11 protein-coding genes are annotated in these 16,063 nt (G+C 69.5%); 3 read left to right on the forward strand and 8 right to left on the reverse strand.

The genetic code is table 11. From position 1 onward, the window contains the following. Positions 1-9: 9 nt before the first annotated feature. The gene (locus MTQ12_RS00320; RefSeq protein ID WP_247423008.1) at positions 10-1,092 is read right to left on the reverse strand and encodes a GNAT family N-acetyltransferase; all 1,083 of its coding nucleotides are present in this window, start codon (positions 1,090-1,092) and stop codon (positions 10-12) included. 72 nt (positions 1,093-1,164) lie between these two features. Between MTQ12_RS00320 and MTQ12_RS00325 the strand changes: the two genes are divergently transcribed. The 3 genes from MTQ12_RS00325 (at position 1,165) to MTQ12_RS15115 (ending at position 6,920) form a co-directional block, all read left to right on the forward strand. Continuing rightward, positions 1,165-2,109 carry a purine-nucleoside phosphorylase gene (locus tag MTQ12_RS00325; protein ID WP_247423010.1) on the forward strand — a complete coding sequence of 315 codons (945 nt, stop codon included), beginning with the start codon at positions 1,165-1,167 and terminating at the stop codon, positions 2,107-2,109. Beyond that, a complete protein-coding gene (locus tag MTQ12_RS00330; protein WP_247423013.1) occupies positions 2,102-4,108 on the forward strand; it encodes a phospho-sugar mutase in 2,007 nt (668 codons plus the stop codon). Before MTQ12_RS00325 ends, MTQ12_RS00330 begins: the two co-directional genes overlap by 8 nt. Positions 4,109-5,021: 913 nt before the next feature. Beyond that, positions 5,022-6,920, forward strand: coding sequence for an HNH endonuclease signature motif containing protein (locus MTQ12_RS15115; protein ID WP_247423015.1), 1,899 nt, complete (start codon positions 5,022-5,024; stop codon positions 6,918-6,920). Between the two features lie 205 nt (positions 6,921-7,125). Here the strand turns inward: MTQ12_RS15115 and deoC are convergent, their stop codons facing one another. The 7 genes from deoC to MTQ12_RS00370 form a co-directional block, all read right to left on the reverse strand. Further along, the gene (gene deoC / locus MTQ12_RS00340; protein ID WP_247423017.1) at positions 7,126-7,776 is read right to left on the reverse strand and encodes a deoxyribose-phosphate aldolase; all 651 of its coding nucleotides are present in this window, start codon (positions 7,774-7,776) and stop codon (positions 7,126-7,128) included. A 422-nt stretch (positions 7,777-8,198) separates the two neighbouring features. Further along, complete coding sequence (locus MTQ12_RS00345; RefSeq protein ID WP_247423019.1) at positions 8,199-9,509, reverse strand: thymidine phosphorylase; 1,311 nt, start codon at positions 9,507-9,509, stop codon at positions 8,199-8,201. A 378-nt stretch (positions 9,510-9,887) separates the two neighbouring features. Next, positions 9,888-10,307, reverse strand: a complete 420-nt coding sequence (locus tag MTQ12_RS00350; protein ID WP_247423021.1) for a cytidine deaminase — start codon at positions 10,305-10,307, stop codon at positions 9,888-9,890. Between the two features lie 122 nt (positions 10,308-10,429). Then, positions 10,430-11,755 carry an ABC transporter permease gene (locus MTQ12_RS00355; RefSeq protein ID WP_247423023.1) on the reverse strand — a complete coding sequence of 442 codons (1,326 nt, stop codon included), beginning with the start codon at positions 11,753-11,755 and terminating at the stop codon, positions 10,430-10,432. Beyond that, entirely contained in the window at positions 11,752-13,047 is a 1,296-nt protein-coding gene (locus MTQ12_RS00360; protein WP_247423025.1) for an ABC transporter permease, read from the reverse strand. The genes MTQ12_RS00355 and MTQ12_RS00360 overlap by 4 nt, the downstream gene beginning before the upstream one ends. Further along, the gene (locus MTQ12_RS00365) at positions 13,044-14,618 is read right to left on the reverse strand and encodes an ABC transporter ATP-binding protein (protein ID WP_247423027.1); all 1,575 of its coding nucleotides are present in this window, start codon (positions 14,616-14,618) and stop codon (positions 13,044-13,046) included. The genes MTQ12_RS00360 and MTQ12_RS00365 overlap by 4 nt, the downstream gene beginning before the upstream one ends. Positions 14,619-14,944: 326 nt before the next feature. Beyond that, positions 14,945-16,042 carry a BMP family ABC transporter substrate-binding protein gene (locus MTQ12_RS00370; RefSeq protein ID WP_247423029.1) on the reverse strand — a complete coding sequence of 366 codons (1,098 nt, stop codon included), beginning with the start codon at positions 16,040-16,042 and terminating at the stop codon, positions 14,945-14,947. Between the last annotated feature and the right edge of the window lie 21 nt (positions 16,043-16,063).

Consider the following 16,063-nt stretch of genomic DNA (forward strand, 5'->3'; position numbering starts at 1 on the left):
TGATCGAGCTCACTCCGACCCGAGGGTCACGTACGTCTGCAGGACCCGTGCCTGGCCCGCCTCGAGCAGGCCGTCGACGAGGGCGCTGAGCACCGGCATCTCGCTCGTCACCTCGAGTGCGACCGGGGTGTCGACGCTGAGCCGGGCGAGCAGCACCGCCGCATCCCCGAGCGCCGCCTGGAAGGCTGGGTCATCGGACGCATCCATGGAACCGTCGCCCACTGTGTCGGCCTGGGCGTCGTACATCGATCCGAGCGTGAGCTCGGTGGGCGGCAGCTCGGCAGTCGGCGACTCGGAGACCGGTGCCCCCGCATCCGCGGCAGTGTCGGTCTCCGGCCGGGCGTAGGACACCGCGAAGGTCGTCACCTCGCGGTCCTTCCCCGACTCTGCCTTCCCGGAACCCGCCGCGCGCAGCAGCGCCGCCCCGTGGGCGCCGGCGGCCTCGGAGAGGAACCGGGTATTGACCTGGCCGATCGTCATCTCGGCCGCGGGATCCGCGCGATTGACACCCGTGTACCACTCGCCGAACGCCCGGGTCAGCGCCACCGAACCGGTCGCCGTGACTTCGAAGTCCTCGAGCCGGTCCGCACCCAGGCTGCCGAGCGCACCCGGCGCCACCTCGACCACGCGCGTGGTGAACAGCGGCGAGAACCCGACTGCCTGCGCCGCCGCCTCGCCCGCGGCTCCGGGTTCCACCCGGGCGCGCAGCGGCAGGTCCGCGACCACGGTGCCGGCGGCCCGCTCCCGCACGGCGGCGAGCAGATCCCGGCCCACACCTCGGCGGCGCTCTGATTCCGCGACCTCGACATGCACCCAGGCGCGCTCCGGGTGGGCCGGTGATTCGGCGATCGCGGCGGCCCCGACGAGGATGTCGCTCGCACCGTCGGACGGGCCGGAGCCGGAACCCGCCCGCGAACCGGAACCCTCTCCCGCCTCGGAGTCGGCCAGCGTCGCGACGACGCAGCGCGAGACCGGGGATTCGGAGTCGGCGCGGAAGAGATTGCGCACCACGTGGCCGGCCGGGGTCGAGGCGTCGTGGAACACCTCGTTGAGGGCGAGGTCGTCGCCGGGCGCGAACGGACGGATCGTCATCGAGTCACCTTCATCGTGGCGGGTGTGGAGTGGATCAGCAGTGGGCCGCCGACCTTTCGGTAGTGTCGTCCCATGACCGAATCTCAGCTTAGCGATTCCGCGCCCACCGAGCGCACAGACATCGAGTCCACCGGCATCGGGCCCGACGATGCCGGATCCGATGCCACCGGGTCCGATGCCACCGAGCCCAGCGCCCTCGCGGCCCGCGCCGCCGCCGTCATCAATGAGGCAGCTGGGGTCGACTCCCATGACATCGCGCTCGTGCTCGGCTCCGGGTGGGGCCAGGCCGCCGACCTCATCGGCGAGACGATCTCCGAGCTCCCCGCCGCCGAGGTCCCCGGCTTCCACTCCCCCGTCGTCGCCGGCCACGGCGGCACGCTGCGCAGCGTGCGAGTGGGCGACACCGGGAAGACCGCGCTCGTGCTCGGCGCCCGCACCCACTTCTACGAGGACCGCGGCGTCCGCGCCGTCGCCCATGGAGTGCGCACCGCCGCCGCAGCCGGCTGCTCCACTCTCGTCCTCACCAACGGGTGCGGCGGGCTCAACCCCGACTGGGCACCCGGCACCCCGGTCCTCATCTCCGACCACCTCAACCTCACCGCGGCGAGCCCACTCGAGGGCGCGACCTTCGTCGACCTCACCGACCTCTACTCCTCCCGCCTGCGCGGAGTCGCCCGTGAGATCGACCCGAGCCTCGACGAGGGCGTGTACGCCCAGTTCCGCGGCCCCCACTACGAGACCCCGGCCGAGGTGCGCATGGCGCGCATCATGGGCGCCGACCTGGTGGGCATGTCGACCGCGCTCGAGGCGATCGCCGCCCGTGAGGCCGGACTCGAGATCCTCGGCATCTCGCTCGTGACAAACCTCGCGGCCGGTGTGTCCGATGAGCCGCTGTCCCACGCCGAGGTCATCGAGGCCGGGCAGGCTGCCGGTCCGCGCATCTCCGATCTGCTCGCTCGGATCGTCGAGCGGATCGCCCGTGAGCAGGCCGCACACACGGCCGACGGTGATGCCTGAGATGGCGCGGGTGGCCGACCGCTTCAGCAGCGGCTTCGACGCACAGGTGGTGCGCGACTGGATCGCCGACGACCCGGACCCCGTCACGCGCGCCGAGCTGCAGGACCTCCTCGAGGCGGCCGTCGGGACCGCGGGGACGACGACGGCCGACGCCGGAGACGGGCCTGCTCCTTCGGAACCCGTCTCCTCGGATTCTGCTGACCCGGCCGCCGAGGCTCCGGGCCCAGGTGCTCCGGGCCCAGGTGCTCCCGACGCCGCCACCCAGGCCCGCGCCGAGCTCGAGGACCGGTTCCTCGCTCCGCTGAGCTTCGGCACCGCCGGCCTGCGCGGCGCGATCGCCGCCGGACCCAACCGAATGAACCGCGCCGTGGTGATCCGGGCTGCCGCCGGCGTGTCCCACTTCCTCCGCGACACACTGGGCGAGGGCTTCACCGTCGTCATCGGTTGCGACGCCCGCCACGGCTCCGCAGATTTCGCGCGCGACACCGCCGCCGTGGTGACTGCGGCCGGCGGGCGCGCGATCCTGCTCCCCGCCCAGCTGCCCACTCCCGTGCTCGCACTCGCCGTCAACCACCTCGGCGCCGATGCCGGCGTCATGGTCACCGCGAGCCACAACCCGCCGGCCGACAACGGCTACAAGGTGTACCTCGGCGAAGCGCCGCTGGCCGCGGTGCTCAGCGGCACCGAGGACCCGGAGGTCATCCGGGCGGGCGCCGGAGCGCAGATCGTGCCGCCCTTCGACGCACTCATCGCCGAGGCGATCGCAGCGGTCCCGTCGGTCGCCGAGACGCCGCGCGCGGAGTCCGGGTGGGAGATGGCCGGAGAGGAGATCGTCGAGGAGTACCTGGCGCACATCGACGCGCTCGGCGAGCGCCGGCAGACGCCGGTGCGGATCGTCATGACATCGCTCCACGGTGTCGGCGGGCAGACCGCGCTGAGGGCCCTCGAACGCTGCGGCTTCACCGATGTCCACGTCGTCGGATCCCAGGCGGACCCCGATCCCGAGTTCCCGACAGTCGCGTTCCCCAACCCCGAGGAGCACGGTGCGCTCGACGCGGCGCTCGACCTCGCAGCGCAGGTCGACGCCGACCTCATCATCGCCCACGACCCGGATGCCGACCGGTTCAGCGCCGCGATCCCGGTCGCAGAGCACGCACAGCACACAGGCTCGTCGCCGGGCCCAGCGCACGGAGACCCGACGACTCCGGCGCCGCTGCCGGCAGATTCCTCACCTACGGCCCCGAACGCTCCGGAGACCGCTGTGCGGACGTACCGGCAGCTCACCGGGGACGAGGTGGGACTCCTGCTCGGCGAACGGATCGCCTCGCGGGTCGACGTGGGTGGAGCCGCGGCGGTGCTGGCGAACTCGATCGTGAGCTCACAGGCGCTCAGCGCCGTCGCCGCAGCCCACGGACTCACGCATGCCAACACCCTGACCGGTTTCAAGTGGATCTCGCGGGTGCCCGGACTGGTGTTCGGCTACGAGGAGGCACTCGGGTACTGCGTCGCCCCACAGGCCGTGCGCGACAAGGACGGCATCTCGGCCTCGATCGTGTTCGCCGGACTGGTCTCCGAACTCGCCGGTGCAGGCTCCACGGTGGAGGCGGAGCTCGCTCGGATCCGACAGCGCGATGGCGTCTTCCTCACCGCCCCGGTCACCTTCCGCATGCAGGACACGGTGCTCATCGCCGAGGCGATGGAGCGGGTCCGCACGTCTCCGCCCGAGGTGCTCGCAGACTCACCCGTGACGCGCGTGGTCGATATGGCCGAAGGACTCGACGCGCTGCCGCCGACCGACGGGGTCGCGATCTTCACCGCCTCCGGAGGCCGCGTGATCATCCGCCCCTCCGGGACCGAGCCCAAGCTCAAGTGCTATCTCGAGGTCACCGGCAGCGGTGGGGCTCGTGAAGGCGCCGAGGGTGGTGCCGATCCCGTGGCGCACGCCCGTTCCGCGCTCGATGAGCTCATCACCGCCGTGCAGGAGTACCTCGGGCTCTGACACGCCGGGGGGGGCTCCTGTATACCTGCGGCCCGGTCATATTCTGCGCCGCTGTTGCACGTGGGGCTCTGTTGCACCTGGGGCTCTGTCGCACCTGGGGCTCTGTCGCACCTGGGATTCTGTCGCACCTGGGGCGCTGCCACAGTCGGGACTCTGTCGAGTCGCTCCGGTAGGGAGACGCCTCGGCAGGAAGCCGCGCGCCCGGTTACGTTCGGAGATCCACCGGCCGTGCCTGCGGGCGCCCGGCCACGCACCATCACTGTGCCCATCACCGCATACACTGTACCCAGGAGGAATTCGAACATCATTGCCCATACCCCCTTCACTTCTGGTATACGTTCTATTATGATTAGAACATAGCGAAAGGAACGAGGCAATGGCGATCGGATCAACCCACGGGTTCGACTACCGTCTTTTCGCCGCGTGCGCGGCAGCCGACACTGAGGACCGTCCATCGGAATACTCGGTCTCCGCCGACCCTGCTCGCTTCGCCGCGCCCGGAGACCTCCGCGACCTCCAGGCACTGCTCGCTGGTGACGCGATGTTCGAGGGTCCTGACCTGTTCGAGGGATCTGGTCCAGTCGACTCCGGCTCTCCGCACGCGCCTTGGCAGGAGGACGTCCACTCTCCGTGGCAGCCTGAGGACGGCCGCAGCGGTGCAGCTCTGTTCGCGGAGTCTGCTGTCCATTTCGACCGGCTCCACGAGCGCGTGGCCCAGGTGTCCCGGTTGCGGGATGTCGCTGCTCTCGAAGAGCTCGTCGCGGTCGCCCAGGCCTCGCTCGGATACCTCGCGACGACGCACAACCCGGACGAGGTACGCACGCTGTTCGGACTGCTCGGCGATCGGCGCCGCCGCCCCGCCACTGCAGCGACCGGGTCTGTCCCGGGATCGGCTCAGCACCCTGGATCGGAAGTGCACCCGGAATCAGCATGGACTCCCGGCTCGGCCCAGCATCCGGAATCAACTTGGTCTCCGGAGCCGTCGCAAGGTGCGGCTTCATCGCAGCACGCGTCATCGCCGTTCCGGGCGGAGGTGCGTGCGGCGCTCAAGGACGGGTTCGATATCGCACTTGCACAGCGCCTGAGCATGACGACCGCGCAGGCGACCAGCGCCGCCGCGGACAGCCTCCTCGCCTATTTCGGTCTGCCGCTCATGCGCCATGCCGTTCTCGTCGGCGAGTCGACGTGGGTCAAGCTGCGCACCACGATGAAGAAGGCGCGCGATCTGCCGCTGGCGCTCGTCCGTCGTCTCGATGAGTACGCAGTCGGCCGCCCACACGACCTCACACCGCATCGGCTGGGGATCCTCCTCGACAGGCAGGCCGCGCTGCTCGCCGGGCGCGACCACCTCGAGAAGGAGCGTGCGCGCCACCGGACAGTGCGGATCGACCGGTGGCGCGACGGGACCGCCAGACTCACGCTCACCGGACCCGTCACCGCCCTCGATGCCCTGTACCAGCGCACACGCGCAATGGCGAAGGCGATCTCGCTCAATCACGCCGATGCGTTCGGCCTCGACCGCAGTCGCCAGGCGATCGTCGACGCTCGCGCGCTCCACGAACTCATGTTCGACATCATCACGCGGGCCACCCCGACCATCGATGTCACCGTCGTCGAACTCGATGGCCCGGCGCCGAACGTCACCCCGCCCGTCACCGTTTCGTCTGCTGACACGTCGTCTTCACAATCGTCTTCGCAGTCGTCCAATGCACATGCGTCGTTCGGGGGTACCTCGGGTTCCAGCGCCTCGGGTTCCAGCACCTCTGGTTCTAGGACCGCAGGTTCCGGCGCCACGGATTCCAACACCGCAGGTTCCAGCACCTCGGGTTCCAGCACCACCTCGGCAGAGCCGACGTTCGCAGGCACCTCGCGTTCCGGCTCCTCAGGTTCCGGCGCCACGGATTCCAACACAGCGGGTTCCGGCACCTCGCCTGCCAGCGGCGCCCGAACCGGTCCGGCGCTTTCCGGGGACGCACCCGCTGATTGCGCGCGCGACATCCCTCAGTCCAGCCATGCACCATCGAATGATTCCCCGTCGTCGAGCGATACGAACGACTCGGATCACTCGCCGCCGACGGCAGATGAAGCGCGCACGCACCGCCATACGGCCTCGAGAACTCGACGGATGAAGCGCTTGCGCGGGCTCAGTGAGATCCCCGACCTCGGTGAGACCGAGAACGCCTACATCTACTCCGTCACCCTCACGTGCCCCACACATGAGGAATGGCTGCGCCGACAGGCTGCGGTCACCGTCACCGTGCCCGTGATGTCCCTGCTGGACGAATGGAGCTCGGTCGACGAGTCGAACCTGCCCGCGGAGCTCGACGGTACGTGCCCGATCCCGGCGGAGACCGCCCGAGACATCGTTGCTCGCGCTCCCCACCTCGAGCGGCTGCTCACCGACCCCGTCGACGGCACCGTGCTGCCGATCGCCGCCACGAAGTACTGCATCCCGGATGCTCTCCGCCGCACCACCCGGTCGCGTTGGCGGACGTGCGCGGCACCCGGTTGCGATGTGTCCGCCCAGCACTGCGAGATTGACCATGTGGTTCCGTTCGATCACGACGACCCCGGTTCCGGTGGACTCACGGTGGTCGAGAACCTCCAGCCGCTGTGCAAGCACCATCACGACATGAAGACCCGCAGCCGGCTCCTCGCCGAAGCCCATGTGGACCGAACGGTGTGGCGAGCGTCCGGCGCGGACACGACGGCCACCCGTCCTCTGCCCGACCCGGTCGGGTCCGAACACGCAGCCCACTTCGAGGCGCACGATCCATGGACCTGGATCGACGACTATGAGTGGCCCGGATGAGCCCCTCCCGCCTGCGACCTCATGACTACCGCGCAGCTCGGGAGGATTCGGGTGAGCTGGAAAGGGGGCCCGACACAACGCCTCGACTGAGCACCCCGACAAAGTGCTCGGCCAGCCCCTGATACCGTGTGGTCCGCCTGCCGGGTACGCGAACTACCGGGTACCCGAACTGCCGCGTCGAGAATCTACTCCGACTGCCGCGGGATCACTCCATCCCATCGAGCACCGCCCTCGAACCGGACAGACCCAGCCGGGAGGCTCCCGCCGCGATCATCGCCTCGGCGGCTTCCGCATCGCGGATGCCTCCGGAGGCCTTGACCCCCAGGCGGTCTCCCACAGTCTTCCGCATGAGTTCGACGGCGTGCACGCTCGCACCCCCGGCCGGGTGGAACCCGGTCGAGGTCTTGACGAAGTCGGCTCCCGCAGCCTCGGACCGACGGCACGCCTCGACGATCTCCTCGTCAGTGAGCGCCGCCGACTCGATGATGACCTTGACGAGCGCTCCACCGGAGGCCTCGACGACGGCCCGGATGTCCGCCTCGACCCCGTCGAAGCCCCCGGCCTTCGCCAGGCCCAGGTTGATCACCATGTCGACCTCGTCGGCGCCGTCGGCCACGGCCCGCTTCGCTTCTGCCGCTTTGACCTCGGACGCGTGCGCACCGGATGGGAAACCGCACACCGTCGCGACCACGAGGTCACCGGTGTCTGCGAGCGGCAGCCGGCTCGGCGACACGCACACTGCCAGAACGCCGAGGTCACGGGCCTCGGCGACGAGCGCGGCGACGTCCGCAGCCGTGCTCTCCGGCTTGAGCAGCGTGTGGTCGATGAGGGCGGCGGCATCAGCGCGAGAGGTCATGGTGTTCTCCATTCGGTTCGGTTCTCAGTGGTGAAGTTCATGGGGTGAAGCTCGGGCCGTCCAGCTCGAGCAGGTGTTCGGAAGGAGCCGTTCAGCAGGCGGGACTCGTCAGGAACCGTCCAGCTCGAGCAGGTGTTCGGCAGGAGCCGTTCGGCAGGCGGGACTCGGCAGAAGAGTTTCGACAGGCTGTACTCGGTAGCCGGCATTCGGCAGGAGACGTTCGGCAATACGCGTTCGACAGCCGGCGTTCACCGGAGCGACGCTCGACGAGCGGCGTCCGCCAGGTGCATCCGCCTGTCGCCCACAACGGAGCTTGCAGCTCATCAGCCCTGCCCGTCCGTCCTGTTCATGCGTCCTGCTCATGCGCCCTGCTGCCCGTCCGCTCAGCTCATGCGCTCAACTCATCCGCCCTGCCCGTTCGCTCAGCCGATGCGCTCGAGGACGATCGATGCGGCTGCGGCGTCGGCACCCTCCGCAGCCGGTTCGACGACGATCGCCCCGGCGAGCGATTCCTCGGCGCGGGCGAAGCGGGCCGGTTCGTCGGTATGGAGGGTGAGGATCGGCTGCCCCTTGCGCACGGCCTCGCCCGGCTTCACGTGGATCTCGATGCCGGCTCCGGCCTGCACCGGGTCCTCCTTCTTCGCGCGTCCGGCTCCCAGGCGCCACGACGCCATCCCGACGGCCAGCGCATCGAGCTCCATGAGGACCCCGTCGGACTCGGCAACCACCTCCGAGGTCTCCTTCGCCCGCGGCAGATCGGCATCCGGATCGCCGCCCTGGCGCTCGATCATCGTCTTCCACACATCCATCGCGCGGCCGTCCGTGAGCGCGGCGCGCACATCGACATCGTTCGCCCCCGCCAGGCGGAGCATCTCCTCGGCGAGCGCCACGGTGAGGTCGACGACATCGGCGGGCCCGCCGCCGGCGAGCACCTCGACGGCTTCTCGCACCTCGAGTGCGTTGCCCACCGTCAGACCGAGCGGCGTGGACATGTCGGTGAGCAACGCGCTCGTCCGCACCCCGGCGTTGCGGCCGAGCGTCACCATGGTCTCGGCCAGGCGCTTCGCCGAGGCGTGATCCTTCATGAATGCCCCGGAACCGACTTTGACGTCGAGGACGAGGGAACCGGTGCCCTCGGCGATCTTCTTCGACATGATCGACGAGGCGATGAGCGGGATCGCCTCCACCGTCGAGGTGATGTCGCGCAGGGCGTAGAGCTTCTTGTCGGCCGGAGCCAGACCCGCGCCGGCCGCGCAGATCACTGCTCCCGGATCGCGCAGCATCGCGAGCATCTCGTCATTGCTCAGGTCGGCGCGCCAGCCGGGGATCGCCCCGAGCTTGTCGAGCGTGCCGCCGGTGTGGCCGAGACCGCGGCCGGAGAGCTGCGGCACCGCCACCCCGAACACGGCGACGAGGGGTGCGAGCGGCAGGGTGATCTTGTCGCCGACCCCGCCGGTGGAATGCTTGTCGGCGGTGGGGCGGTCGAGCCCGGAGAAGTCCATGGTCTCCCCCGAGGCGATCATCGCGTGGGTCCAGGCGCCGATCTCCTCGTCGGTCATGCCGTTGAGGAAGATCGCCATCGCGAGCGCGGACATCTGCTCATCGGCGACGACGCCGCGGGTGTAGGCGTCGATCACCCAGTCGATCTGAGCGGGGCTCAGCACCTGGTCGTCGCGCTTGGTCCGAATGACATCGACGGCGTCGAAGGCCTCGAGCGGGGTGGAGTTCGGCATGCTTCCTTCCGTGGTGCGTGGTGATGGCAGGTGTCGGTCCGGCGGATCCTCAGCCGCGGCGGCCGGTGAGCGGCGTGTCCGGTTGATCGTGATGGTCGGCGGGCTGTGATGGTCCGGTCTCCGGGTCGGCCCCGGGTCGGAGACCGGCTGGCCTCGGGTGGGTCCGCGTCACAGACCCTCGTGCCCCGAACGGGGCCGCGGCACCGAGGCCGAGGTGGCACTGGCACCAGTCTGCCCCATCGCCTGGCCGCGAGTCGTGCAGGACGTCTGCGAGTGCGGTCATCACCGGTTCGGATCGCACCTCACCCGCTGGTTCCTGCGCGTCGCGCTATACCTCCGCGAGCACAGCACCGCACATCCTGCACGTCATTCTGCACGTCACTTCCGGCGCAGCTCGTAGTCGGTGAGGTGGTCCGGGCCGAACGCCTCGGGCAGCACTGCGGACATCGGCAGGTGCCCGCTCGGCATCGCGAGCACGAGGTCCGGGCCGCCGAACTCGTAGAGGAGCTGGCGGCAGCGACCGCACGGCACGAGCTTCTCCCCCGCGCCGTCGACGCACGCGAACGCGACGAGCCGTCCGCCCCCCGAGCGCGCGAGGTCGGACACGAGCCCGCACTCGGCGCACAGCCCTACGCCGTAGGACGCGTTCTCGACGTTGCAGCCGGTCACCACGCGCCCATCGTCGACGAGTGCCGCCGCACCCACCGGGTAGCCGGAGTACGGCACGTACGCCCGGGTGACGGCGTCGCGCGCCGCGTCCTGCAGACGGGCCCACACCTCGGCGGGGAACTCACGCATCAGATGCCTCCTTCGATGTCATTGGCTGAAGCCACCGGCTGTAGTCACCGGCTGTAGCCACCAGCTGAAGTCATTGGCTTAAGCCACCAGCTGAAGTCATTGGCTGTAGTCACCAGCTCAAGTCACTGGCTGATGTACGGCTTGCCCTCGGCGGCGGGTGCGCGGACGCGGCCGACGAAGCCGGCGACGGCGAGCACCGTGACGACGTAGGGCAGCATGAGCAGCAGCTGCGAGGGCACCGGGGTGCCGATCGCGGACAGCACGTTCGCGAGGTTCTTCGAGAAGCCGAACAGGAGCGCTGCGAACAGCGCGCCCATCGGGTTCCACTTGCCCAGGATCATCGCGGCGAGCGCGATGTACCCCTGCCCGGCCGACATTTCCTTGCCGAACGCCAGCCCGGAGCCGATGGTGAAGAACGCACCGCCCAGACCGGCGATCGCGCCGGCGAGCAGAGTGTTGAGCACGCGGTTGCGGTTGACGTTGATGCCCACGGTGTCCGCGGCCTTGGGGTGCTCGCCGATCGCCCGCATCCGCAGCCCCCACTTCGAGCGGAAGATGAAGATCTGCAGCGCGACGACGACGACGTACATGAGGTAGACGAGGATGTTCTGGTTGAACAGCACCGGCCCGATCACCGGGATGTCCGACAGCAGCGGGATCGGCAGGTTGGGCAGCTGCTGGCGCGCGTTCCACGTCGCCGGATCCTGCGTGAGCACGGTGGAGAACAGGAAGCTCGTCACACCGACGACGAGCACGTTGAGCACGACGCCGATGATGATCTGGTCCACCCAGTAGCGCACCGCGAAGAACGTCAGCACCACGGCCACCAGAGCGCCCGCGATCGGTGCGGCGAACAACCCCGCGTACGGGTTCTGCAGCGCCGAGGCGACGACCGCTGCGAGGAATGCGCCGGCGAGCAGCTGGCCCTCGATCGCGATGTTGATGATGCCCGAGCGCTCCCCCACGAGACCGCACATCGCGCCGAAGATCAGCGGCACCGACAGCGCGAGCGCCCCGGCGAGGAGCGCCGTCACCGGCATCCGCCCCGCCCCGGCGGCGGACCAGGTGAGGAACGCGAACACGAACACGATGCCGAACAGGAGCGGGAACCATACGCCGAGGCGCCGGCGGGTGAACGTCGCCCAGATCGACACCGCCGCCAAGACGACGAGCACGAGGCCGAGCGCCACGCAGGTCGCCCTCGACGGCACCGGGAGCGGCGGGATGGTGAAGAAGTCGTTGCGCGAGGCGAAGGTGAACGTCGTCTGCTTGCCGCCGCCGGCGAGCAGGCCGAACACCAGGAGCGAGGCGAGGGCGAGCACCGAGTAGACGACGGGGTACTTCCACGCCCGCTGCTTCACGGGTGCTGCTGCCGGTGCCGCCGCGCCGCCCGGGCCGGAGCTCGGGTCGGGGGGCTGCGGGGTCCTGTCGGGTGCGACGGTGCTCATGCTGCCACCTTCTTCGCCGGGGTCGGGAGTCGGAAGATCGTACGGACGAGGGGCGGGGCCGCGATGAGCAGCACGATGATCGACTGCACGACGAGCACGATGTCGATCGGGGTGCCGGTCTGCGACTGCATGAGGTAGCCGCCGGCCTTGAACGCGCCGAACAGCAGGCCGGCGAGGAACGTGCCGAGCGGCCGTGACCGGCCGAGCAGCGCCACCGTGATCGCGTCGAAGCCGATGGTGCCGGCCACACCCCCGGTGAGCTTGCCCTCGGTGCCGAGCACCTGGGCGGCCCCGCCGAGGCCGGCGAGCGCGCCGGCGATGATCATCACGAGGATCGTCACCCGGCTCACGGAGATGCCCGCGGTCCGGGCGGCGTCCGGGTTCTCGCCGACGGCCCGGAACTCGAACCCGAGCGTCGAGCGCTCGAGCAGCCACCACACGAACAGCGTGGCGAGGATCGCGACGACGAATCCCAGGTGGAGGCGGAACGGATCGGGCAGCAGCGGCGGCAGCGCTGCGGTGTCGAATATCGTACGCGAGGCCGGGTTCGCCGAGCTCGTCGCCTTGAACCAGCTCTGCGTGAGCAGGTACGACAGCAGGTAGCCCGCGATCGAGTTGAGCATGATCGTGACGATGACCTCGTTCGCGCCGGTGCGCGCCTTGAGGACACCGGCGATGCCGGCCCAGATCGCCCCGCCGAGCGCGGCCATGACGAGCGCGAACAGGAAGTGGATGACCGGCGGCAGGCCGAGCGCGTAGCCGAAGTAGCCGGCGAACATCGCGCCGAGCACCACCTGGCCCTGGCCACCGATGTTGAACAGGCCCGAGCGGAAGCCGAGTGCGATGCCGAGGCCGGCGAGGATGAGCGGGGTCGCGGCGACGAGCGACTCGGTGAACGGGCGCACCGCCCGCACCAGGCTGCGCGCCTCCCAGTCGAAGATCGAGCCGCGCAGCAGCGCCATGTACGCCTCGGACACCGTCTGCCAGGCCACGATGAAGAAGTCTCCGGGCCGGGCGAAGAAGTAGCCGAGCGTGGCCTGCACGTCGGGATCCGCTGCGGCGATGAGCACGCCGCCGAGCGCGAGCGCCACGACCACCGACAGCACGGAGACGAGCCAGGACCCGGACATGATGTCGCGCAGCACCGAGTTCGCCGCAGGGGTTCCCCCCGCAGCCGGGGTCCCGCCCGCGGCGGGGGTGCCGCCCGCAGCCGAGGTGTCGGCCGGCTGCTCCTGCCCCGTCACCGAGGTCTCCGTTCCGGGAGCCTCGCTCGGGTTCGTGCCGTTCGTCATGGAAGATCTCCCTCGGCTGCCTGGGATACGGTCGTCACGGCCGAGCCGTCGGCCACGCGGGCGAGCGCCTCGTCCTCGGGCACACCGGCCATCATGAGGCCGAGCGCGTCGCGCGGGGTGTCGGCCGGCACGATGCCGACGATCCTCCCGCGGTACATCACGGCGATCCGGTCGGCGAGGTTGAGCACCTCGTCGAGCTCGGTCGACACGATGATGCACGGGGTGCCGGCGTCGCGCTCGGCGATGATGCGCTTGTGGACGAACTCGATCGATCCGACGTCGAGTCCGCGGGTGGGCTGGCTGGCGACGAGCAGGCTGAGCTCGCGGCCGAGCTCCCGGCTGAGCACGACCTTCTGCTGGTTGCCGCCGGACAGGGTGGAGATCGGGTCGTCGATGCTCGTGAGCCGGATGTCGAACTCCTCGACCTTCTCGAGCGCCTTCTCACGGATCACCGCGGGCTTGAGCGCCAGGCCGCTGGCATAGGGAGGGCGGTCGTACTGGTCGAGGATCATGTTCTCCCGGATCGAGAACCCGGCGATCACGCCGTCGCTCGACCGGTCCTCGGGCACGAATCCGATCCCGGAGGCCAGGCGCGCTTTCACGGAATCGCCGCCGAGCCTGCGGCCGTCGAGCGAGATCGTGCCGGAGTGCGGTTCACGCAGGCCGATGATCGCCTCGGCGAGCTCCGTCTGACCGTTGCCCTGGACGCCGGCGACAGCGAGGATCTCCCCCTGCCGGACCCCGAAGCTCAGATCGTCGACGACGACGAACCCGGCTTTGTCGAGCACGGTGAGGCCCTCGACGCGGAAGGTCTCGTCCTGGGGCCGGGCGGGCTCCTTGTCGGTGGTGAGGTGGACGTCGCGGCCGACCATGAGCCCGGCGAGCTCGGACTCGCTCGACTCCGGGGACGCCTCGCCCACCACGGCTCCGCGGCGGATCACGGTGATCTTGTCGGCCACCGCGCGGACCTCGCGGAGCTTGTGGGTGATGAAGACGATCGAGGTGCCCTGTTCGCGCAGCTGCTTCATGATCTCGATGAGCTCGTCGGTCTCCTGCGGGGTGAGCACGGCGGTGGGCTCGTCGAGGATGAGGATCTCCGCGTCTCGGGAGAGCGCCTTGATGATCTCCACCCGCTGCTGGGCGCCGACGGGCAGGTCCTCGATGATCGCGTCGGGGTCGATGTCGAACCCGAAGCGCTCGGAGATCGTGCGCACCGTCTCCCGGGCCGAGGCGAGATCGAGCAGACCCATGCCCTTCGTGGGCTCGTAGCCGAGCGCCAGGGATTCGGCGACAGTGAACACCGGGACGAGCATGAAGTGCTGGTGGACCATGCCGATGCCGGCGGCCACGGCATCGCCGGGGCCGGAGAAGGTCACGGGCCGGTCGTCGATGAGGATCTGTCCGCCGTCGGGCCGGTAGAGGCCGTAGAGGACGTTCATCAGCGTCGACTTGCCCGCGCCGTTCTCGCCCAGGAGGGCGTGGATCTCACCGGGTTCGACGACGAGGCCGATGTCGCGGTTGGCCACCAGCGGCCCGAACCGCTTGGTGATCCCGGAAAGCTCGAGCTTCACGTCAGCGTCTCCTCATGCAGGCCCCCGAGGACCGTCTCTCTCGTCCGGCAGCGCTCGTGCGCTGCGTCTCTCTCATGTGCACCAGTTCTCGGAACCAGCAGTCCGCACGTCCCGCCTGTCCATCCGCCTGCCCATGCTCGCCGCACAGGACTCACGGCAGCGGACTCACGGCAGCGAACTCACTGCGGTGCCCTGAACTGCATAGGCGTGTACCCGGAACTGCAGCACCCGAATTCTGCCACGAACACGGCGGGCACCGTGGCATTCATCACCACGGTACCCGCCCTGGTCGTCAGGTCGAACCCGCCGCTGCGAGCTCCGCCGGCTCAGGCCTGCGGGGCGTTCGGCGACTCGACGGTGATCTCGCCGTCGATGATCTGCTGCTTGAGCTCCTCGACCTTCTGCTTGACCTCCTCGGGCACCTCGCCCTCGAAGTCGTGGTACGGAGCCAGGCCGACTCCCTCGTTCGACAGGTCTCCGACGTACGGCGCGGCCTCGAACTCGTCGTTCATGGCCTGTTCGACGGTGTCGTGGACGGCCTGCGAGATCTGCTTCATCACCGAGGTGAGGATGATGTCGCCGTACTCCGTGGACTCGTATCCGTCGGAGTCGACCCAGATGATCTTCGTGCCCTCGGACTCCTTGGCCGCGGCGGCGGCGCCGAGTCCCACGGGACCGGCCACCGGCATGATGATGTCGGCGTCCTGGGAGATGAACTGCTCGGTCAGGGTCTGGCCCTGGCCCTGGTTCTCGAAGTCGCCGGAGAACGAGCCCTCCTGGCCCTCCTTGTCCCAGCCGAGCAGGGTGACCTGCTCGTCCTCGCCGGCCTCCTCGTTGTACTTGTCGACGCCGTCGGCGAAGCCGTCCATGAACACGGTGACGGACGGGATCTGGATGCCGCCGAAGGTCGCGACGGTCTTGGACTCGGAGGTCGCCGCTGCGAGGTAGCCGGCCAGGTAGGCCGCCTCGGCGGTGTTGAAGACGAGCGGCTTGGCGTTCTCGAGCTCGACCGGGTTGCCGTCGGCGTCGGCGAAGGTCGAGTCGATGAGGCCGAAGTGCAGGTCCGGGTTGGCCTCCGCGGCCTCCTGGATCGCATCCTCGAGGAGGAAGCCGACACCGAAGGTCAGGCTGCAGTTCTGCTGGACCATGTTGTCGACGTTCGGTCCGAAGTCGGAGTCGGACTGCGATTCGGCGAGCGCCTCCTCGATCCCGAACTCCTCCACGGCGCTGTCGAGGCCCTCGCGGCCCGACTGGTTGAAGGACTTGTCGTCCCAGCCGCCGGCGTCGGAGACGAGGCATGCTTTGAAATCGGTGTCGCCGCCCTCCCCTCCGGCGGACTCCTCGGGTGCCTGTCCGCAGGCGGACAGCACGAGTGCGGTTGCGGCGGCCATCGCGGCGGCCGGTGCCAGGTAGGTGCGCTTCACGAGAATCTCCCAACGATGAGG

The organism is Brevibacterium sp. R8603A2 (assembly GCF_023072605.1).
Taxonomy (GTDB): Bacteria; Actinomycetota; Actinomycetes; order Actinomycetales; family Brevibacteriaceae; genus Brevibacterium; species Brevibacterium pityocampae.